The organism is Blautia sp. HCP28S3_G10 (assembly GCF_052065235.1).
Classification (GTDB): Bacteria; Bacillota; Clostridia; order Lachnospirales; family Lachnospiraceae; genus Blautia_A.
On record NZ_JBQHUL010000013.1, the window covers coordinates 33,739 to 54,718 of the forward strand.

The following is a 20,980-nucleotide window of genomic DNA, read 5'->3' on the forward strand; positions in this document are numbered from 1 at the left end:
TGAAAATACATTTACAAAAGCACTTTGGGATATGGAACCTGAGTGTCCGATGACATTTCCTGATGGAATCGGTATTATCGACTGGGTTGTGCCTGGAACAGCAGAGCTCGCAGAGGCGACAGGTGAACTCATGAAAAAACATGACGTAGTACTCTGGTCCCAGCATGGAATTCTTGCTGTTGGGGAAGGGTTCGATGATACTTTTGGAATTGCAGATACAGTAGAAAAAGCATCTGAAATTCTTCTTAAGATTATGTCAGTTGGCACTTACACAGGAAAGACTCCGGGAAAAGCACAGTATAAAGATCTTGCGGAAGTCTTCCATCTGAATCTTGATGAGAAATATATGGGCTGACCAGAAAATGGATAATGCCACCGGATAAAAATGTCCGGTGGTGTTTTTTGACTCGTATTCACGGCAAAAATCAATGGTTGTTTTTTATCACTGAAATTGTTATGATAGTAATGATGTGATAAACAGAAAGGATATATATGAAAAAAAAGAAACATGTAATTTCCAGGGTTTTGCCGGGGAGCATTGGCGAAGAACTGGAATTAGAACCGGGGGATATTCTGCTGGAGATCAATCATCAGCCTGTGGAAGATGTATTTGATTACAGATACCTCCTGAATGATGAATATATAGAAATTCTTATTGAAAAAGCCGATGGGGAGATCTGGGAGCTGGAAGTAGAGAAGGACTATGACGAAGACCTTGGTGTGGAATTTGAGAATGGCCTGATGGATGAATATCGTTCCTGCAGTAACCACTGTATGTTCTGCTTTATTGACCAGATGCCGCCTGGTATGAGAGAAACCCTTTATTTCAAAGATGATGATTCGAGACTTTCGTTTCTTCAGGGAAACTATGTAACACTGACAAATATGAGCCAGGAGGATATTGAAAGAGTAATAAAATATCATTTATCGCCGATCAATGTTTCTTTTCAGGCCATGAATCCGGAACTCCGGTGCAAAATGCTCCACAACCGTTTTGCAGGAGATGCTCTTAAGAAAGTAGATCAGCTGTATGAAGCAGGCATCACAATGAACGGACAGATCGTTCTGTGCAAGGGCGTAAATGACGGGGAAGAACTGGAATACAGCCTTCAGAAAATGTCTGAATATGCACCGGTTCTTCAGAGTGTATCGGTGGTACCTGTAGGACTTACGAAATTCCGTGAAGGACTTTATCCGCTGGAAAGTTTCAATAAAGAAGATGCAGTAAAAGTACTGGAACAGATCGAGCGATGGCAGGATATTATGTACAGAAAGCATGGGATACATTTTGTTCATGCATCGGATGAATGGTATATCCTTGCAGACCGGGAACTTCCTGAGGAAGAACGGTATGACGGTTATCTGCAGCTTGAAAACGGTGTGGGAATGCTGAGACTTCTTGATACGGAAGTGAGACAGGCTGTAGAAGAAAGAACAGGAGATGACAGGAAACTCTCAGTAACTGTTGCGACAGGTCGCCTTGCGGCACCTTATATACGGCGGTGCATGGATATAATAAGAACAAAGTATCCAGGAATCAGTGCAGAGGTGATTCCTGTAGTGAACAATTTCTTCGGAGAAAAGATCACAGTATCCGGTCTGATCACAGGAAAGGATCTGAAAGAACAGCTTTCAGAGAAAAAACTCGGGGACAGACTTTTAATCCCGTGTAATATGCTGAGAAGTGGTGAAAATGTTTTTCTTGATGATGTGACAATAGAAGAACTGTCAGATTACCTTGGAAAAGAAATTATAGTAGTAGATGAAAACGGTGCAGACCTTGTGGCTTCGGTTCTTGATCCCGTAATCAGCAAAAAACAGATAAGGAGACAAATGTATGAGCAAACCAGTAGTGGCAATTGTGGGCAGGCCTAATGTCGGCAAATCCACATTATTTAATGCCCTGGCAGGCGAAAAGATATCAATTGTAAAAGATACACCGGGTGTAACCCGTGACAGAATATATGCAGATGTATCATGGCTGGACAAATCCTTTACCATGATCGATACAGGCGGTATTGAACCGGACAGTGGCGATATAATCCTCTCTCAGATGAGAGAACAGGCACAGATCGCCATAGATACGGCAGATGTGATCATATTTATCACAGATGTCCAGCAGGGACTTGTGGATTCTGATGCGAAGGTTGCCGATATGCTTCGCCGCAGCCAGAAACCAGTGGTACTTGTTGTAAATAAGGTGGACAGCCATCAGAAATATATGATGGATGTATACGAATTTTATAATCTTGGAATCGGAGAGCCGATGGCAATTTCAGCAGCCAACCGTATGGGGCTTGGCGATATGCTGGATGAAGTTGTAAAACACTTCCCGGAGGAAACAGAACAGGAGAAAGAAGACGATATTCCGAAGATCGCAGTAGTAGGAAAGCCAAACGTTGGAAAATCTTCCCTGATCAACAAACTCCTTGGCGAAGACAGAGTTATTGTTTCTGATATTGCGGGAACTACAAGAGATGCTATTGATGCCAAGGTTGAATGGAATGGCAAGGAATATATTTTTATTGATACAGCAGGGCTTCGCCGCAAAGGTAAAGTTAAAGAAGAACTGGAACGGTACAGTGTGATCCGTACAGTAACAGCTGTGGAAAGAGCGCATGTTGTGGTTATCGTCATCGATGCAACAGAAGGTGTTACAGAGCAGGATGCGAAGATTGCAGGCATTGCCCATGAACGAGGCAAGGGAGTTATCATAGCAGTAAATAAATGGGACGCCATCGAAAAGGATGACAAAACCATTTACAAACATACAAACCGCATCAGAGAAGTTCTTGCCTATATGCCTTATGCTGAACTTGTGTTTATTTCAGCAAAAACAGGCCAGAGACTTCCGAAACTTTTCGAGACGATTGATGCAGTTATTGAAAATCAGACTCTCAGAATCCAGACAGGTGTTCTTAATGAAATCCTTTCTGAAGCAGTTGCAATGCAGCAGCCGCCGTCTGACAGAGGAAAACGTCTGAAAATATTCTATATGACTCAGGTTGGGGTTCGGCCGCCAACATTTGTTATCTTTGTAAATGATAAAGAACTGATGCACTTTTCATATACAAGATATATTGAAAACAAAGTCAGAGATGCTTTCGGATTCAGAGGAACACCTCTCAAATTTATTATCCGTGAACGCGGGGAAAAGAGCTGACAGAGATGATGGAACGTATCGTATGTCTTGTGATCGGATATATTTTCGGTCTTTTTCAGACTTCCTATATAATAGGAAAAATTCACAAAACTGATATAAGAGAGCATGGCAGTGGAAATGCCGGAACGACGAATGCGCTTCGTACTTTCGGCAAAAAAGCCGGGGCACTGACACTTCTGGGCGACTGTCTGAAGTGCGTTTTTGCGATTCTCGTTGTAAAGGCGCTGTTTGCAGGAAAATATCCGGAGATGCTTCCGCTTCTGAGCCTGTATGCGGCAGCGGGATGTATCCTGGGACACAATTTTCCGGTGTATCTGAATTTCCGTGGCGGAAAGGGAATTGCAGCTTCGGTAGGATTCCTGATCGCATTTGACTGGAGAATTTTTCTGATCTGTGCAGTATTGTTTTTTGTACTGTTTTTTACAACACATTATGTATCCCTGGGTTCCCTTTCCTGCTATACCGTGGCACTGATAGCAATGATCGTTCGGGGAGAGATGGGCGGCTATGGAATGAGCAGGCCTCTTACGCTGGAAATGTATGGGATAATGTTTCTTATGACATGTCTTGCGTTCTGGCGCCACAGAGCAAACATCGGACGTCTTGTCAGGAGAAATGAAAATAAGGTTTTTCTTGGAAAATCAAAGAAAGGTTAAATGGTGAAACAGATGGCAAAAGTTAATGTACTGGGAGCAGGCAGCTGGGGAACTGCACTTTCTCTGCTTCTTAACAAAAACGGACACCAGGTGAAACTCTGGTCAGCCCTCGAAGACGAAGTGAAACTTCTTCAGGAAAAAAGAGAGCATCCGAACAAACTTCCGGGAGTACATATTCCGGAGGATGTTGAAATTACGAGTGATCTTGAGGGATGCCTGAAAGACCCGGATGTGGTTGTTCTTGCTGTTCCATCTCCATTTACAAGATCTACAGCAAAACAGATGGCTCCTTTTGTAAAAGAAGGCCAGATTATTGTAAATGTTGCCAAAGGAGTAGAGGAAAAAACTCTGATGACACTCAGCGAAATCATCAGTCAGGAAATTCCGGTGGCAGATGTCTGCGTCCTTTCCGGTCCGAGCCATGCAGAAGAAGTTGGAAGAGAAATTCCAACGACCTGTGTTGTCAGTGCAGAAACAAGAAAAACAGCAGAATATCTTCAGGGAATATTTATGAGCCCTGTATTCCGCGTGTATACAACACCGGATATTCTGGGTGTTGAACTTGGAGGTGCACTGAAAAATGTTATTGCTCTGGCAGCAGGAACTGCGGATGGTCTGGGATATGGCGATAACACCAAGGCGGCGCTGATCACAAGAGGAATTGCCGAGATTGCCAGACTTGGAACAAAGATGGGAGCCAGGATAGAAACGTTTTACGGTTTATCCGGAATCGGAGATCTGATCGTAACCTGCGCAAGCGTTCACAGCCGAAACCGAAAAGCCGGTTATCTGATGGGGCAGGGACGCACCATGAAGCAGGCAATGGACGAGGTTCAGATGGTTGTTGAAGGAGTATATTCTGCAAAGGCTGCCAAGAGTCTTGCCCAAAAATACGAAGTGGATATGCCAATAATTATGGAAGTGAATAAGGTATTATTTGAAGACAAATCTGCTGCAGATGCAGTAAGGGATCTGATGGTCCGCGATAAAAAAGTCGAAACACCGATGCTTCCGTGGTAAGAAAAACAGAATAAATACAAAATAAAAAGACCTCCATTCGCCGGTATGAAAGTGACGAATGGAGGTCTTTTTGTCTTAAAAAACAATATCACGTAAATCTTCGGGAACATGTGAACTGTGGAAATCCTGATTAAGAGTATCAAGGAGATCCATATCTTCCTGCTCGATTTCAAAGTCAAAGATCCTCGCATTGGAAGCGATTCGCTCAGGATGAACAGATTTTGGAATTACGGAAATACCTTTCTGTATTGCCCAGCGAAGACCTACCTGTGCAGGAGTATGAGCGTATTTTGTACCCAGTACACACATGACATCATTATCAAGGTAGGCACCTCTGGCGAGCGGGGCATAAGCCTGAACCTGGATATCGTTAGCCTGACAGTATTCGATGAGTTCTTTGGGATAACACAGTGGATGACATTCGATCTGGTTGACTGCGGGAACAATTCCGGATACTTTGCGCAGCTCTTCCAGATGTCTGATTTCGAAATTACTTACGCCGATAGATAATGCTTTGCCTGATTCGAGAAATTTTTCCATTGTTTTCCAGGTACTGAGGTAGCAGCCGGGTACAGGCCAGTGTATCAGATAAAGGTCGATATAATCGAGACCGAGACGGTCAAGACTTCGCTGAAATGCGCCTTCCACATCGCCGAGACGCTGTGCGTTATTCCAGATCTTTGTGGTAATAAAAAGATCTCTTCTCGGAATTCCGCAGTTAGCGATACCCTGTCCTACATTTTCCTCGTTTTTATATGCAGAGGCTGTATCGATCAGACGATAGCCGTTCTGTACGGCGGCGGCAATCGCAGATTCTGCTTCTCCCTCGGCAGTTACTTTATATAAGCCAAGCCCCAGCAGAGGCATGGTTCTGGCGTTATTTAAAAATACAGAAGTATTCAAAATTGTTCCTCCTTGCAGATTAAATCCAATTTTTGTATATTATAACATAAAAATGTGAAAGAAGAACATCAAATATGTTAAATAATTAATACGTATATGCCAGGTGCAGAGAAAAGTACGAAATATACATCAGAAAGAGTGATTGTTAATATTAAGACAAACCTGTTATCAATATAACACCTGAATAAGAAAAATAATATATAAAAATGCAATAAAAGTAATGCTGGCATGGCTTCTTTTTGTGTAAATTTTCTTGCTATAGCCTTGATTAACGATAAAAAAAGATGTATAATGAAACCAATTGATAAAAACTTGTCATAAGTTTGTCTTGAAATAGACAACATGGTCGGTAAGACCAGAGAAAGGAGTACAATATGCATCTTATAAAAGATGAAAACGGTAATCTCGTCCAGCACGGACATGAACATACACCGGAACATACTCATGAGCACACACACGCAGATGGTGTAACACACACACATGCACACAGCCATGAAGCGGATGGCGAGCATGCACACTCTCATGGAGATGGATGTGGGGATACACACAGCCACTGCGGATCCTGTGATGGAGGTGACTGTAAAAAAGAAACTATCGCACTTCTGACCTATATGCTTCAGCATAATGAACATCATGCATCAGAACTTGATCAGATGGCAGATAATCTGCAGAAGATGGGACTCGCAGCTTCCGCAAAAACAATTAAAGAAGCTGTAGACGATTTCCAGAAAGGAAACATGCGTCTCGGACTTGCACTTACACTTGTAAAAGAAGAAATGAAATAGACATAACTTACTTCAGGAGGTGACAGAAATGTGTCTTGCAACTGTATATAAAGAAAGTGATGACTCAGTTATCTTCAAGAATGTAGCGAAGATCGAAGTAGACGGAAACAAACTCACTCTCAGAGATATCATGGGGGATGAAAAAATTGTAGAAGGCAGGATCCTTATGGTGGATCTGGCCAACAGTATTGTAAAACTTGCATGCGAATAAGACATAATGAGCAGGAGGCACTCTAATAGTATGGCACATGTAATTGCGGTCGCTGGTAAAGGCGGCGTAGGTAAGACCACTTTATGTGGGATGCTGATTCAGTATCTCTGTGAACAGAAAAAAGGACCGATCCTTGCAGTCGATGCAGATGCGAATTCCAATCTTAACGAAGTCCTCGGGGTTGAGGTAGAGACAACTCTCGGCGATGTACGTGAAGAGATCGCACAGGCAGAGCTTGCGAAGGTAAGCCCGATTCCGAAAGGAATGTCAAAAGCAGATTATGCGGAGATGCGTTTTGAAGATGCACTTGTAGAAGATGATGATTTTGATCTTCTTGTAATGGGCAGAACACAGGGTAAAGGCTGTTACTGTTATGTAAATGGTCTGCTTCAGACCCAGCTTGCCAAGTATCAGAATCATTATCCATATATTGTAGTAGATAACGAAGCAGGTATGGAACACATCAGCAGAGGTGTGCTTCCGTCCATGCAGACAGCAATTCTTGTCAGCGACTGTTCCAGAAGAGGAATTCAGGCGGTTGGCAGAATTGCCAAACTGATTGATGAATGCGGAATGAAACCGGATACAGTCGGACTGATCGTTAACCGTGCACCGGGCGGCAAGCTGAACGCAGGTATTCAGGAAGAAATCGAGAATCAGGGACTGCATCTCCTTGGAGTTGTACCACAGGATGAAGATGTATATGAATATGACTGCGAAGGCAAACCGACAGCGGATCTTCCGGAAGACAATCCGGTAAAGAAAGCGCTCAGAGAAATTGTTGCAAATCTGAATTTATAAGTAACTGTAAACAATAATATGATTTCCCCTGCTGCTTCTGGCAGCAAGGGAATTTTCGGCTGAAAATACAGCATTTTTTATTACCGAAAATAACCCATGGGCGGGGATGGGTTCTGTCTGCGGGGTTATTATATAAAATTTATAGAAAGGCAAATATACATGACTCATTCATGTATCATTAAAGGAGGTCTATAATGAGTGAATTCAAATTAACTACAGTGGAAGAATTTGAAGCTGCCACTAACCGGCTTTTAGAAACCGGCGCAAAGGTAGGCGCTGATGCTTGGCAGTTTCGAGTAAAAAATCAGACTCCGCACTGTAAATTTGGCGAATCCGGCGTTTGCTGCCGTATTTGTTCAATGGGTCCATGCCGTATTACACCAAAGGCACCGAGAGGTATCTGTGGCTGTGATGTACATGGTATCGTAGGAAGAAACTTCCTTCGTTTCACAGCTGGTGGTGCTGCTACACATTCAGATCATGGCCGTGAAATCTGTCACACCCTGTATGCTTCATCAGCAGATGGAAATTACCACGTAAAAGATGAGGAAAAACTGTACAGACTTGCAGCTGAGTTTGGCGTAGAAACAGAAGGAAAAGATCTTTATGATGTTGCACATGAAGTTGCTGAAGTAGGACTTCTGGAATATGGTAAACCTTTCGGAAATCAGATATTCACAAAGAGAGCACCTGAGCATACTCAGAAAATCTGGGAAAGAGAAGAAATCCTTCCACGTGCTATTGACAGAGAAGTGTCCTGCGCAATGCATATGACACATATGGGATGTTCTTCAAAAGCAGAAGCACTGATCCGTCAGGCTCTGCGTAACGGACTTTCCGATGGCTGGGGCGGTTCCATGATGGGAACTGAGTTCTCTGATGTACTTTTCGGAACTCCTAAGGAAATCGAAACAGAAGCAAACCTCGGTGTTATGGTTGAAGAAAACGTAAACATCGTTGTTCATGGACATGACCCGAGTCTTTCCGAAATGATCTGTGAATATGCAGACAGTAAGGAAATGATCGACTACGCAAAATCTGTAGGTGCACAGGGAATCACTGTTTCAGGTGTATGCTGTACATCAAATGAAGTTGCAATGCGTCGTGGTATCCCGATGGCAGGTAACTTCCTGCAGCAGGAAAACGTGGTTCTGACAGGTGCATGCGAAGCTATCGTAGTTGATGTTCAGTGTATTTTCCCTGCTTTGGGACCTCTGAGCAAATGCTTCCATACTAAATTTATCACAACTTCTCCAATCGCTCAGATGCCAGATTCTGATTTTATCAGATTCAATGCAAAAACAGCCGGTGAAAATGCAAAACAGATTGTAAAACTTGCAATCGATAACTTCAAAAACAGAAATAAAGATCTGGTTTATATTCCTCAGATGAAACAGAAAGCAGTTGTCGGATATTCCGTAGAACAGATTGAAAAGAAACTCGACGGAGTAACAAACAGCCATGTTGATGTAACTGGTACAATGATGCCTCTGGTTGACTGTGTTAAATCAGGTGTACTTCGTGGTGCAGTAGCTATGGTAGGTTGTAACAACCCGAAAATTCGTCCGGACGCTGCACACATTGAACTGATGAAGAAACTTATTGCTAACGATATCATCCTTGTAGTTTCCGGATGTTCCGCACAGGCAGCTGCAAAAGCAGGTCTGATGGATAAGAGAGCCAAAGATCTCTGCGGCGCAGGTCTGAAACGAGTATGTGAACTCGTAGATATCCCGCCTGTATTACATATGGGATCCTGCGTAGATATCAGCCGTATGATGGTTCTTGCTGCCAGAATTGCAAAAGATTCCGGATGGAACATCTCCCAGATCCCGCTTGTTGGCTGTGCTCCTGAATGGATGTCCGAAAAAGCAGTATCAATCGGTAACTATGTAGTTGCTACAGGTATTGATACATATCTTGGTGTAGATCCATATGTATATGGTTCTACAGAAGTAGACGGACTGCTTAAGGGCGGCATCAGAGACTGGGTTGAAGCTGCTTACACAGTAGAAAAAGATATTGACAAATTAGGCGATCTGATGATCGAGAGAATTGAAGAGAAGAGAACTGCTCTCGGCATCTGATAAGACAGAATAAACAGAAAGGCGCGATAACATTATGAAAATAGCAGTAACCGGTAAAGGCGGTGTAGGAAAAACAACATTTGCCGCAACTCTTGCCAGACTATACGCAGCAGAAGGAAAACATGTGCTTGCAGCAGATGTGGATCCGGACGCAAACCTTGGACTTGCACTGGGATTTGATGAGGAGACACTTGATTCTATCGTTCCCATTTCAAGAATGAGAAAACTGGTGGAGGAACGTACCGGCGCCAACAGCCAGAATCAGTTTTATAAACTGAACCCCAAGGTTGATGATATACCGGATGCATACGGCAAGGTGTGCAACGGTGTGAAGCTTCTGGTACTTGGCACTGTAGAAACCGGAGGAGGCGGTTGTGTCTGTCCGGAACATGTCATGCTGAAAAGGATCATCAATAATCTTGTGCTCCACAGAGATGACGTAGTGATCCTTGATATGGAGGCAGGACTGGAACATCTGGGAAGAGGAACTACAGAAAGCGTGGATGCTTTCATCGTAGTGATCGAACCTGGTGCAAGAAGTGTACAGACATATCGGAATGTTAAGCGTCTGGCCAAGGATCTGGGAGTTTCACAGGTAAAGGTTGTTGCAAACAAAGTCCGCAACGAAGATGATGAAGCTTTTATCCGTGAGAGAATCCCCGAAGAAGATCTTCTGGGCATGATTCATTACAACACTGAAGTAATGGATGCGGACCGTCAGGGCAAATCCCCTTACGATTTCAGCAAAACCGTTACCGACGAAATTACCAAAATCAAATCAAAGATAGATCGGCAGGCCGATTTATAAAACAGGAGGTATGACAGTGCTTTTATTTGATATCGTATTTAACGGAAATGATACCATGTATGCAGAAGCCGTGGAAGCCGTAGAAGGAGCTATTGCCAAATATGGCGAAGATATGGCCATTGGATTTCCGGATACCGCATATACTCTTGCATGTTATTATGCAGAGACAGGAACAAAAATCACAACTCTGAAAGAAGCTAAAGAAGCCCTTACATATATCAAGTCTCTTATGACTCGTGAAAGACGTCTTGACGCTGGCTTCAAATCAGGCGTTGCAACTGCTTTATCTGCAGAGCTGATCGAAGCAGTTAAATATATCGATGGACAGAAACCATATGAAGAACCATATCTGGGACATATGACAGATGCTCAGATCCGTGAACTTGGTGTACCGCTTGTAACAGGAGATATCCCAGGTATCGCAGTTATTATCAACGCAGCTCCTACAGTAGAAGAAGCATGTGCACTGGTTAAGAGCTATCAGGCTCAGGGTAACTTCGTATGTCTGGTTGGTGGAATCATCGAACAGTTAAAAGAAGCTAATTACAAAACAGGCTTCAACGTACGTGTATTCCCAATCGGAGAAAATATCTCTTCCGTATGCCACGCAGTATCCGCAGCATGCAGAACAGCAATGATCTTCGGTAACATCACACCTGGCGACAAGAAAGCTCTTCAGGAGTATACATTCAACAGATTCCGTGCATTTGTCAATGCATTCGGACCTCTGGATGAAAAAACAGTTGCATGTGGTGCAGGTGCAATCTATTATGGATTCCCGGTTGTAACAAACGATATGGATTACACACCATCTGTACCGAAGAGCCTTATCAAACAGCCTAACATTGAAGAGTTCAACGCTACTTCTCTTGAGGCTCGTGATATCAGAATCAAGATCACTAACGTAGATATCCCGGTAGCATTCGCATCTGCATTCGAAGGTGAGATCATTCGTCGTAAAGATATGCAGGTTGAATTCGATGGTTCCCGTGTTGACTGTGCTGAGCTTGTTCAGACATGTGAAATGTCTGAAGTTGAAGATCACAAGATCACAGTAGTAGGACCGGAAGTAGATGACATGGAGCTTGGAAGCAAGAACAGCATTGCATATGTTGTAAAAGTTGCCGGCAAGAACATGCAGCCTGACTTTGAACCGGTTATCGAACGTAAATTCCACAACTACATCAACTGTATTGAGGGTGTATATCATACAGGACAGCGTGACATGCAGCGTATCCGTATCAGCATCGATGCATTTAACGCAGGCTTCAAGATCAAACATATCGGTGAAGTCCTTTACACTCAGGTTAAAAACGAATTTGATGCAGTTGTTGATAAATGTGAGGTTGTTATCTACACAGATCCGGCAGAATGTACAAGAGTACGTCATGAAGTTGCAATCCCGATCTTCGACAAACGTGATGAGCGTCTTGATACTCTGACAGATGAATCTGTAGATGTATATTACAGCTGTATCCTCTGCCAGGCATTCTCACCAAGCCATGTATGTGTTGTTACACCTGAAAGACTTGGACTTTGCGGTGCCGTTTCATGGCTGGATGCAAAAGCTACTCATCAGCTGGATCCTAACGGACCTTGCCAGGAAATCACAAAAGAACGTCCGATCGATGAGAATCTCGGATCTTATGAAGATGTTGATGAAGCAGTTCAGAAATTCTCACAGGGCGCACTGGAGCACGTTACACTGTACTCCATCATGCAGGATCCTATGACTTCCTGCGGATGCTTCGAATGTATCTGTGGTATCGAGCCATTCTCCAACGGTGTAGTAATTGCTAACCGTGAGTATGCAGGAATGACTCCACTCGGAATGACATTCCCTGAAATGGCATCTATGACAGGTGGTGGTGTTCAGACACCTGGATTCATGGGACATGGAAAACATTTCATTTCTTCCAAGAAATTCATGAAGGCAGAAGGCGGTATCGAGCGTATCGTATGGATGCCAAAAGAACTGAAAGAATTTGTTGCTGAGCGTCTTAACAAGACAGCACAGGAACTTTACGGAATCGAAAACTTCACTGATATGATCGGTGATGAGACAGTTGCAGAAGATCCTGAAACACTGGTAGCATTCCTTACCGAAAAAGGACATCCTGCACTTGCAATGGATCCAATGATGTGATTTCCGCAAAGAGAATGAATGCGAGCATTCATTCTCTGGGAAATCAACCTGGAATTATTTGCAGGACGTAAAGCTACGTCAGTAGCGAGTCATGCAGATAATTTCAGGTTTATAGTATGTTAAGCTTATAATTTAACTAGTTTCAAAATACAAAAAGAGTGGAGATGTGCACATGTTAATTAACAGAATTTTCAACGGAAACGATGCAGTATACGGACTTACCGTACAGGCTGTGGACGATGCAATTCAGAAACATGGTGCAGACAAAGCAGTGGGCTTCCCCCATACGGCATATTGCCTGCCATGTTATTACGCAGTAACCGGCGTAAAAGTAAAAACACTGGGAGAACTAAAAGAAGCCCTTGGCGTTGTCAAGACACTTATGACAAGAAATCATGAGCTTGATGATGCACTGATGTCCGGTGTGGCTACCGCTCTCTGCGCAGAATTTATTGAAGCACTGAAATATCTGGATGGAGCAGAACCGTACAGCGAACCATGCTATGGCCATCTGGCAGATTCTATTATCCGTGAGCTTGGTGTACCGCTTGTAACAGGAGATATTCCTGGTGTGGCAGTTATCCTTGGCGCAGCACCTACAGCTCAGGAAGGTGTTGATCTGATCAAGAGTTACCAGAAACAGGGTATTCTTGTAACACTGGTAGGCGGAATCATTGATCAGGCTGCTGAACTTGGACTGAAAATGGGATACAATGTGCGTATCGTTCCTCTGGGCAAAGATGTTACTTCAGTTGTGCATGTGGTATCTGTTGCTATCCGTGCAGCACTTATCTTCGGTAATGTAACACCTGGAGATGCAGGAGCACTTCTTACATATACAAAAGACCGTGTTCCGGCATTTGTCAATGCTTTCAAACCGATTGATGATGTGATACTTGCAGCTGGTGCAGGCGCCATCAAACTTGGCTTCCCTGTAATTTCCAACGAAGATCAGAACATCGTAGAAGTTCCTGGAGCACTGATTGCCTGCCCGAATGTAGCAGATTTTAATAAAGTTTCTCTGGAAGCCAGAAATATTAAGATCAAAATCACAGATATTGATATTCCTGTAGCATTTGCATCTGCATTTGAAGGAGAAATTATCCGTCGTAAAGACATGCAGGTTGAATTTGACGGTTCCCGTGTTGACTGTGCGGAACTTGTTCAGACAAAACCGATGGCTGAAGTTGAAGATCACAAGATTACAGTCGTTGGACCGGAAGTAGATACATTTGAACCAGGCAGCAAACACAGCCTTGCATATGTGGTCGAAGTTGCAGGCAAGAAGATGCAGCCTGATTTTGAACCGGTCATCGAACGTAAATTCCATAACTACATCAACTGTATTGAAGGTGTATATCATACCGGACAGAGAGATATGTTCCGTATTCGAATCAGCATTGAAGCATTTAATGCCGGATTCCGTGCAAAACATTTCGGTGAAGTTCTGTATGCACAGGTCAAAAATGAATTTGACGCAGTTGTTGATAAATGTGCAGTTACTATCTACACAGATCCGGCAGAATGTACAAGAATCCGTCATGAAGTTGCAATTCCGACATTTGACAAACGTGATGAACGTCTGGATACACTGACAGATGAGTCTGTAGATGTATATTACAGCTGTATTCTCTGCCAGGCATTCTCACCAAGCCATGTCTGCGTTGTAACACCTGAAAGACTTGGACTGTGCGGTGCCGTTTCATGGCTGGATGCAAAAGCAACCAACGAACTCGATCCTACAGGTCCGTGTCAGGTTATTACAAAAGAACGTCCGATCGATGAGAATCTTGGTTCTTATGAAGACGTTGATGAAGCAGTTCAGAAATTCTCTCAGGGTGCGCTGGAACATGTAACACTGTATTCCATCATGCAGGATCCTATGACTTCCTGTGGATGCTTCGAATGTATCTGCGGTATCGAACCGTTCTCAAACGGTGTAGTTATCGCTAACCGTGAATATGCAGGTCAGACACCACTTGGAATGACATTCCCTGAAATGGCTTCCATGACAGGTGGCGGTGTTCAGACACCTGGATTTATGGGACATGGCAAGCATTTCATTTCTTCCAAGAAATTCATGAAAGCAGAAGGCGGTATTGAGCGTATCGTATGGATGCCGAAAGAACTGAAAGAAACAGTTGCCGAACGTCTGAACAAGACAGCAAAAGAACTTTATGGAATCGAAAACTTCACTGATATGATCGGTGATGAAACAGTTGCAACAGATCCTGAAACACTGGTAGCATTCCTTACCGAAAAAGGACATCCGGCACTTGCAATGGATCCAATGATGTAAATATGTGTTTTTTTTAACAAATTCTCTCCCTGCCATTGTAAATACCACGGGTGATGTAGTATAATAGGACAGGAGTGAATATTAATTCAAATAATTTAGAGGAGGCTTATGAGAAATGCCGTTTAATCAGAAACCACAAAAGTTTAACGCAAAAATCAACTCTGTCACAATCGGTAGCGGAGAAAAGACTGTGACATTTGGTGGAGACAGCACATTTCCATTCTATACTTTTGATGCTCCATCAGAAAATCGTCCGAAGGTTGGCGTAGAAATCTCTGACCTTGGTCTTGACGAGTTCTCTGACGGAATCAAAGCATACTATGAAGGTGCAACAACAATGGCTGACATTGCAAAAAAAGCTGCAGCAATTGAAGGTGCAGATTTCGTAGCACTTATCCTTGACGGTGGAGATCCGAACGGAGAAAACAAATCCGTTGACGAACTGATTGCAGTTGTTAAAGAAGTAGCAGATGCTATTGACTGTCCACTTGTTGTAGAAGGCTGCAAAAACGTAGAGAAGGATGCGGAACTTCTCCCGAAAGTAGCAGATGTTCTTCAGGGAAGAAATGTACTTCTTCTTTCCGAAAAAGAAGAAAACTATAAAGCAATCGGTGCAGCAGCAGGTCTTGCATACAATCAGATCGTTGGTGCAGAATCAGCCGTTGATATCAACCTTGCAAAACAGCTGAACGTTGTTACTACACAGCTTGGCGTTGACGCTAAGAAAATCGTTATGAATATCGGTAGTGCAGCAGCTGGTTACGGATATGAGTACGTAGTTTCCACTATGGACCGTATCAAGGGAGCAGCATTAGGTCAGAACGACAACATGCTGCAGATGCCTATTATTACACCTGTATCCGCAGAGACATGGGCAGTTAAAGAAGCAACAGCTTCCGAAGCTGATATGCCTGAATGGGGATCAGCAGACGAGCGTGGAATCGATATGGAAGTCATGACAGCAGCAGCAGACCTGGCAGCAGGATCTGACGCCGTTATCTTAAGACATCCGGAATCTATCAAAACAATTGCTAAGATGATCGATGCACTTGTGTAAGAATAATAGGAGGATAAATTAGCTATGGCACTGAATGGTATTCAGATTTTTAAATTAACACCAAAGAAAAACTGTAAGGAATGTGGATGTCCGACTTGTATGGCGTTCTCCATGAAAGTTGCACAGGGCGCAATGAAGATCGAACAGTGTCCACATATGTCTGACGAAGCTCTGGCTTCTCTGTCAGAAGCAACTGCACCGCCGATGAAGACAATCAAGATCGGAACAGGCGATGGAGAATTCACTCTCGGAGGAGAAACTGTTCTTTTCAGACATGAAAAAACATTTGTAAGCAAACCAAGATATGCAGTTGCACTGTGCACATGCATGGATGATGCAGAAGTAGATGCAAAGATCGCAGCTATCCCGCATGTAGACTATGACCGTATCGGTGAGAGAATGCATGTTGAACTTGTATATGTAAACTGTGACGAAAATGCTGATGCAGCAAAATACACAGCATTAGTAGAAAAAGCAGCAGGACTGGGAAGAACTCTGGTTCTCGGATGTACAGATCCTGAAAAAGCAAAAGCAGCTCTTGCAGTATGCAAAGACAGCAAACCGGTTCTGAACGGAGCAAACGCTTCCAACTATGAAGCAATGAGCGCTGTTGCTACAGAAGCTGGTGTAGTTCTCGGTGTATCCGGTAAAGATCTCAACGAACTGTATGATACAGTTGCAGCTATCGAAAAACTTGGAAACAAGAACCTTGTTCTTGACACAACAGGTGCTGATATCAAAGAAACCTTCGCAAATACTGTACAGGTTCGTCGTGCAGCACTGAAAGATCAGGACAGAACATTTGGATATCCTTCCATTGTTAACCTGGTTAAACTCGCTAAAGGCGATTATCATTTACAGGCAGCACTTGCTTCCGTATTTACAATGAAATACGGTTCAATCATCGTTATGGAACAGATGACTTATGCAGAAGCACTTCCTCTGTTTGGTCTTCGCCAGAACGTTTATACAGACCCACAGAAACCGATGAAAGTAGAGCCGGGTATCTACCCACTGAACGGTGCAGACGAGAACTCTCTTGTTGTTACAACCGTAGACTTCGCTCTTACATACTTCGTAGTTTCCGGAGAACTGGAACGTTCCGGTGTTCCGCTTAACCTGGTAATCAACGATGCAGGCGGACTTTCCGTACTTACATCATGGGCAGCAGGTAAATTCTCCAGCACAAGTATTTCCGAATACATCAAAGCTGAAGTTGAACCTAAAGTAAAATGCCGTAAACTGGTTATTCCTGGTAAAGTAGCAGTCCTGAAAGGTGACCTTGAAGCAAAACTTCCTGGATGGGAAATCATCGTAGGACCTAGAGAAGCAGTACAGCTTGTTAAATTCTTAAAAGATATGCAGGCATAATTAGCCCGCAATAATATTCATGGACAGGGAAGTATTCCCTCCCTGTCCATTATTAATTAATGTAAAGGAGAATACGGGTATGGCTAAATTTGTAACAATTGGAGAAAGACTTTCAACAACAGCACCGGCAGTAAACAAAGCATTCACAGAGAGAGATCCTGAACCGATCCTCAAAAGAGCAAAACAGCAGCTTGATGCAGGCGCTACTTATCTTGATGTAAATATCGGACCTGCTGAAAACGACGGACCTGAACTTATGAAATGGGCAGTAGAACTTCTGCAGAGCAATTTTGACAATGTTCCGCTGGCTCTGGATACATCCAATGTTGCAGCTATCGAAGCTGGTATTTCCGTATACAACCGCGATAAAGGTAAACCGATCGTTAACTCCGCTGATGCAGCTGGAAGAATCGGATACATTGACCTTGCAGCAGCTAACGATGCAATCGTTATCGCTCTCTGCAACGGTGAAGGAATCGCAAAAGACAACGATGAACGTATGATGTACATGCAGACCATGATGGAACGTGGTATGGAACAGGGCATGGACGTTGAGAACGATATGTGGTTCGACCCGCTGTTCCTTGTTATCAAAGGAATGCAGGACAAACAGATGGAAGTTCTTGATTTCATCAAAATGATCTCTGACATGGGAATGAAGAGCACCGGCGGTCTTTCCAATAACTCCAATGGTATGCCGAAACATATCCGTCCGATCATGGATTCCGCTATGGTAGCTATGGCTATGATGCAGGGTCTTACATCAGCAATCGTTAACCCTAACGACCTTCGTCTGATGGAAACAATCAAATCCTGCGATATCATCAAAAATAATTACCTGTATGCAGATTCCTATCTGGAAATCTAATCAGTTACAAAGGGCTGGAGGCTTCGGCCTCCGGCTTTTTTTATAAAGAAAGGTGGTAACCCCATGTTTAAAGTGACATTTGCATTTGAAGATGGCAATAGGGTAGAAGCATTTGCCAATGCGGGGGATAATCTGCTGGAGGTAGCACGTGGTGCCAACGTAGCTATTGATGCACCGTGCTCTGGAAACGGGGCATGCGGAAAATGCAGAGTTCAGTTAAAAAGCGGTGAACTGGACTCCAAAAAAACACTTCATATATCTGATGAAGAATATGCAGTCGGATGGCGTCTGGCATGCATGAGCAAAATTACAGCAGATGTGGAAGTTATAGTTCCGGATATTGCATCTGCGTATAAAAATAGAATGAAAGTGGCAGATCTCAGTTCCAAAGAAGAGATTGCCATATTTGAAAATGCAAAAAACCAGGTTGAAGAAGCAGGAATCAAGCTGAAAAACAGCCTGGATGTTATAGAAGTAAAAATGGATGCTCCTTCACTGGATGATACCATGCCGGATGTGGAACGACTTACCAGAGGACTTCGTAAGTATATGAATCTTAAGAGGGTAAGAGTTCCTTATGCAGTACTGCGTAAACTTCCGGATGTGCTGAGAAAAAGCAATTTCTCGGTGAAATGCGTTGTAAGAACAACTCCTGATGATATGTTTGTGTATGATGTTTTTGACAGCAGTCAGGAGGTAATTGTAGGTGGTCTGGCAGTTGATATCGGTACAACAACCGTTTCAGCAGTCATCATTAATATGGAAACAGGAGAGATCCTGGCAAAAAGTTCTTCCGGAAACGGACAGATCCGTTATGGTGCAGATGTTATCAACAGAATTATTGAAACAACAAAACCAGGCGGAATTAAGAAACTTCAGGATGCGGTGATCAAAGAGACCATTAATCCTATGATCCATGAAATGTGCAGAAGCATTAACCTTCCTGAATCACAAATCTACAGGATGTGTGTTGCTTCCAACACTACCATGAACCATCTGTTTGCGGGGATCAATGCAGATTATCTTCGCCAGGAACCATACATTCCTGCATTCTTCAAAACAAACTCTATGTTTGCTTCCGATGTGGGAATTGAAATAAATCAGGATGCCCACATTATCATGGCTCCGAATATCGGAAGTTATGTAGGTGGGGATATCACAGCAGGTACACTGGTAAGTATGATCTGGAACAGACCTGAATTTTCACTGTTCATTGACCTTGGAACAAACGGCGAGCTTGTTTTCGGTAATTCTGACTTTATGATGAGCTGTGCATGTTCTGCAGGACCGGCATTTGAAGGTGGAGATATCAGCTGTGGCATGAGAGCTACAGACGGTGCTATCGAGGCCTGTACTATTGATAAAGATACAATGGAACCTACATACAAAGTTGTCGGAGAACCTGGAACAAAACCTGTGGGACTCTGCGGTTCCGGTATCATTGATGTGATCAGTGAACTATTTATGACTGGAATTATCAACCCGAAGGGTAAATTTGTCCGTGAAGGAAAGAGAGTCCGTCATGACCATTATGGAATGGGAAGTTATGTGATCGCATTTGAAGAGGAAGCAGGATCTGTTAAGGATGTTGAGATCACAGAAGTTGATATTGACAACTTTATCCGTGCAAAAGGAGCTATTTTCTCAGCAATCAGAACAATGCTTTCCTCACTTGACTTTGATGTATCCATGATTGACGATGTCTATGTTGCAGGTGGAATCGGAAGTGGAATTAATATGCAGAATGCAGTCAACATCGGAATGTTCCCTGATGTACCTCTTGAGAAATTCCATTATATCGGAAACTCTTCTCTGACAGGTGCGTATCTGATGCTTCTTTCCACACCGGCGGAGAAGAAAACTTACGAGCTGGCTTCCAATATGACATACATGGAACTTTCAACAGTTCCGACATACATGGATGAATTTGTAGGAGCATGTTTTATCCCTCATACAGATACAAATATGTTCCCAAATGTACATCAGAGATAAAAATAAAAATACAGAGGTGTGTTATGAGTTCTGACGTAAAAGACATAAAAGATATACAGAATGAGACAGAAGAAAAAGCTACTGTAGGTGACAGACTTGGTTACGAAAAAGACAGCAAAGAGCGTATGCCATGGGAACATTACCTGAAAGAGTATCAGGAAGCTGATTCAAAAGAAATCGCTCACCGTCTGGGGATACCATATGATGAGAGTAACCAGACACTGACACTTAAGTTCCTTGGAACTGTTTATCATATCTCCTGGCCGGAGTTTGAGGTCACTCATGAAGTGGACGACCTTGGATATTATCCCCTGGAAGAAATGATCTACGCCAGAATTCTGACGATACGTTTTCTTCTTGGAGGAGCACTGTCAGAGGGAACCGGTAAGTTCAAAACCTACCGTGAAATGCCATGGGGAGAAGTGTATCTGAGACAGTTTGACGGACGCTGCATCAAGAGACTTGCGTTTTCTTATGGAAACCGTATCCAGGATTTCAAAGCTATTATGGAACATATTCACAGTGAACCTGTGAAACACGGTGATGTGGCATACCAGATGGAAATTTTTCCGGGATATCTGATCCAGATGATTCTGTGGGAGGGTGATGATGAATTTCCGCCGTCTTCCCAGATACTTTTTTCGGATAATTTTCCTGTATCCTTCCAGGCAGAAGACATGGCTGTTATGGGTGATGTGATCATAGGATCACTGAAAGCATTTGCCAAAGTTCTTTGAGAACTACAACGAAACAAAATATGAAAAAAGGGCGGGTAGCCTTTTTATAAAAATGTGCATAAAACAAGGAGGTAAC

18 protein-coding genes are annotated in these 20,980 nt (G+C 43.2%); 17 read left to right on the forward strand and 1 reads right to left on the reverse strand.

The features are described from left to right. Positions 1-31: 31 nt before the first annotated feature. The 5 genes from ACTNB8_RS07275 to ACTNB8_RS07295 all read left to right on the forward strand — a co-directional run bounded on the left by ACTNB8_RS07275 (position 32) and on the right by ACTNB8_RS07295 (position 4,839). On the forward strand, positions 32-355 hold the full coding sequence (locus ACTNB8_RS07275; protein WP_441053548.1) for a class II aldolase/adducin family protein: 324 nt from the start codon (positions 32-34) through the stop codon (positions 353-355). Positions 356-492: 137 nt separating this feature from the next. Then, entirely contained in the window at positions 493-1,875 is a 1,383-nt protein-coding gene (locus ACTNB8_RS07280) for a DUF512 domain-containing protein (RefSeq protein WP_441053550.1), read from the forward strand. Beyond that, positions 1,838-3,163 (forward strand): ribosome biogenesis GTPase Der, encoded by a 1,326-nt coding sequence (gene der, locus ACTNB8_RS07285; RefSeq protein ID WP_441053552.1) that lies wholly within the window; start codon positions 1,838-1,840, stop codon positions 3,161-3,163. Before ACTNB8_RS07280 ends, der begins: the two co-directional genes overlap by 38 nt. A 5-nt stretch (positions 3,164-3,168) precedes the next feature. Continuing rightward, positions 3,169-3,819, forward strand: a complete 651-nt coding sequence (plsY, locus tag ACTNB8_RS07290) for a glycerol-3-phosphate 1-O-acyltransferase PlsY (RefSeq protein WP_441053554.1) — start codon at positions 3,169-3,171, stop codon at positions 3,817-3,819. A 12-nt stretch (positions 3,820-3,831) separates the two neighbouring features. Further along, entirely contained in the window at positions 3,832-4,839 is a 1,008-nt protein-coding gene (locus ACTNB8_RS07295; protein WP_441053555.1) for an NAD(P)H-dependent glycerol-3-phosphate dehydrogenase, read from the forward strand. A gap of 75 nt (positions 4,840-4,914) precedes the next feature. Here the strand turns inward: ACTNB8_RS07295 and ACTNB8_RS07300 are convergent, their stop codons facing one another. Then, positions 4,915-5,742 carry an aldo/keto reductase gene (locus tag ACTNB8_RS07300; RefSeq protein ID WP_441053556.1) on the reverse strand — a complete coding sequence of 276 codons (828 nt, stop codon included), beginning with the start codon at positions 5,740-5,742 and terminating at the stop codon, positions 4,915-4,917. Between the two features lie 374 nt (positions 5,743-6,116). Between ACTNB8_RS07300 and ACTNB8_RS07305 the strand changes: the two genes are divergently transcribed. The 12 genes from ACTNB8_RS07305 to ACTNB8_RS07360 all read left to right on the forward strand — a co-directional run bounded on the left by ACTNB8_RS07305 (position 6,117) and on the right by ACTNB8_RS07360 (position 20,904). Beyond that, positions 6,117-6,527 carry a cobalt transporter gene (locus ACTNB8_RS07305; RefSeq protein ID WP_441053558.1) on the forward strand — a complete coding sequence of 137 codons (411 nt, stop codon included), beginning with the start codon at positions 6,117-6,119 and terminating at the stop codon, positions 6,525-6,527. A gap of 28 nt (positions 6,528-6,555) precedes the next feature. Then, positions 6,556-6,738 carry a CooT family nickel-binding protein gene (locus tag ACTNB8_RS07310; protein WP_441053559.1) on the forward strand — a complete coding sequence of 61 codons (183 nt, stop codon included), beginning with the start codon at positions 6,556-6,558 and terminating at the stop codon, positions 6,736-6,738. 30 nt (positions 6,739-6,768) lie between these two features. Continuing rightward, a complete protein-coding gene (locus ACTNB8_RS07315) occupies positions 6,769-7,539 on the forward strand; it encodes a nucleotide-binding protein (protein WP_441053561.1) in 771 nt (256 codons plus the stop codon). Positions 7,540-7,733: 194 nt separating this feature from the next. Next, complete coding sequence (cooS, locus tag ACTNB8_RS07320; RefSeq protein WP_441053563.1) at positions 7,734-9,626, forward strand: anaerobic carbon-monoxide dehydrogenase catalytic subunit; 1,893 nt, start codon at positions 7,734-7,736, stop codon at positions 9,624-9,626. A 34-nt stretch (positions 9,627-9,660) separates the two neighbouring features. Next, complete coding sequence (locus ACTNB8_RS07325) at positions 9,661-10,434, forward strand: nucleotide-binding protein (protein WP_441053565.1); 774 nt, start codon at positions 9,661-9,663, stop codon at positions 10,432-10,434. Between the two features lie 16 nt (positions 10,435-10,450). Next, on the forward strand, positions 10,451-12,580 hold the full coding sequence (acsB, locus tag ACTNB8_RS07330; RefSeq protein ID WP_441053567.1) for an acetyl-CoA decarbonylase/synthase complex subunit alpha/beta: 2,130 nt from the start codon (positions 10,451-10,453) through the stop codon (positions 12,578-12,580). Between the two features lie 172 nt (positions 12,581-12,752). Further along, entirely contained in the window at positions 12,753-14,879 is a 2,127-nt protein-coding gene (gene acsB / locus ACTNB8_RS07335) for an acetyl-CoA decarbonylase/synthase complex subunit alpha/beta (RefSeq protein ID WP_441053568.1), read from the forward strand. A 115-nt stretch (positions 14,880-14,994) separates the two neighbouring features. Next, positions 14,995-15,936, forward strand: coding sequence for an acetyl-CoA decarbonylase/synthase complex subunit delta (acsD, locus tag ACTNB8_RS07340; RefSeq protein WP_296155254.1), 942 nt, complete (start codon positions 14,995-14,997; stop codon positions 15,934-15,936). A gap of 24 nt (positions 15,937-15,960) precedes the next feature. After that, positions 15,961-17,307 carry an acetyl-CoA decarbonylase/synthase complex subunit gamma gene (acsC, locus tag ACTNB8_RS07345; RefSeq protein ID WP_441053570.1) on the forward strand — a complete coding sequence of 449 codons (1,347 nt, stop codon included), beginning with the start codon at positions 15,961-15,963 and terminating at the stop codon, positions 17,305-17,307. A gap of 79 nt (positions 17,308-17,386) precedes the next feature. Then, the gene (acsE, locus tag ACTNB8_RS07350; RefSeq protein WP_296155250.1) at positions 17,387-18,175 is read left to right on the forward strand and encodes a carbon monoxide dehydrogenase/acetyl-CoA synthase methytransferase subunit; all 789 of its coding nucleotides are present in this window, start codon (positions 17,387-17,389) and stop codon (positions 18,173-18,175) included. 63 nt (positions 18,176-18,238) lie between these two features. Continuing rightward, positions 18,239-20,167, forward strand: coding sequence for a corrinoid activation/regeneration protein AcsV (gene acsV / locus ACTNB8_RS07355; protein ID WP_441053572.1), 1,929 nt, complete (start codon positions 18,239-18,241; stop codon positions 20,165-20,167). 23 nt (positions 20,168-20,190) lie between these two features. Beyond that, positions 20,191-20,904 carry a DUF3786 domain-containing protein gene (locus ACTNB8_RS07360; RefSeq protein ID WP_441053574.1) on the forward strand — a complete coding sequence of 238 codons (714 nt, stop codon included), beginning with the start codon at positions 20,191-20,193 and terminating at the stop codon, positions 20,902-20,904. Positions 20,905-20,980 lie beyond the last annotated feature (76 nt).

Coding starts and splice junctions, on each gene's coding strand:
- ACTNB8_RS07275 (WP_441053548.1), top strand. CDS start 32: ATGGAACCTGAGTGTCCGATGACATTTCCTGATGGAATCGGTATTATC.
- ACTNB8_RS07280 (WP_441053550.1), top strand. CDS start 493: ATGAAAAAAAAGAAACATGTAATTTCCAGGGTTTTGCCGGGGAGCATT.
- der (WP_441053552.1), top strand. CDS start 1,838: ATGAGCAAACCAGTAGTGGCAATTGTGGGCAGGCCTAATGTCGGCAAA.
- plsY (WP_441053554.1), top strand. CDS start 3,169: ATGATGGAACGTATCGTATGTCTTGTGATCGGATATATTTTCGGTCTT.
- ACTNB8_RS07295 (WP_441053555.1), top strand. CDS start 3,832: ATGGCAAAAGTTAATGTACTGGGAGCAGGCAGCTGGGGAACTGCACTT.
- ACTNB8_RS07305 (WP_441053558.1), top strand. CDS start 6,117: ATGCATCTTATAAAAGATGAAAACGGTAATCTCGTCCAGCACGGACAT.
- ACTNB8_RS07310 (WP_441053559.1), top strand. CDS start 6,556: ATGTGTCTTGCAACTGTATATAAAGAAAGTGATGACTCAGTTATCTTC.
- ACTNB8_RS07315 (WP_441053561.1), top strand. CDS start 6,769: ATGGCACATGTAATTGCGGTCGCTGGTAAAGGCGGCGTAGGTAAGACC.
- cooS (WP_441053563.1), top strand. CDS start 7,734: ATGAGTGAATTCAAATTAACTACAGTGGAAGAATTTGAAGCTGCCACT.
- ACTNB8_RS07325 (WP_441053565.1), top strand. CDS start 9,661: ATGAAAATAGCAGTAACCGGTAAAGGCGGTGTAGGAAAAACAACATTT.
- acsB (WP_441053568.1), top strand. CDS start 12,753: ATGTTAATTAACAGAATTTTCAACGGAAACGATGCAGTATACGGACTT.
- acsD (WP_296155254.1), top strand. CDS start 14,995: ATGCCGTTTAATCAGAAACCACAAAAGTTTAACGCAAAAATCAACTCT.
- acsC (WP_441053570.1), top strand. CDS start 15,961: ATGGCACTGAATGGTATTCAGATTTTTAAATTAACACCAAAGAAAAAC.
- acsE (WP_296155250.1), top strand. CDS start 17,387: ATGGCTAAATTTGTAACAATTGGAGAAAGACTTTCAACAACAGCACCG.
- acsV (WP_441053572.1), top strand. CDS start 18,239: ATGTTTAAAGTGACATTTGCATTTGAAGATGGCAATAGGGTAGAAGCA.
- ACTNB8_RS07360 (WP_441053574.1), top strand. CDS start 20,191: ATGAGTTCTGACGTAAAAGACATAAAAGATATACAGAATGAGACAGAA.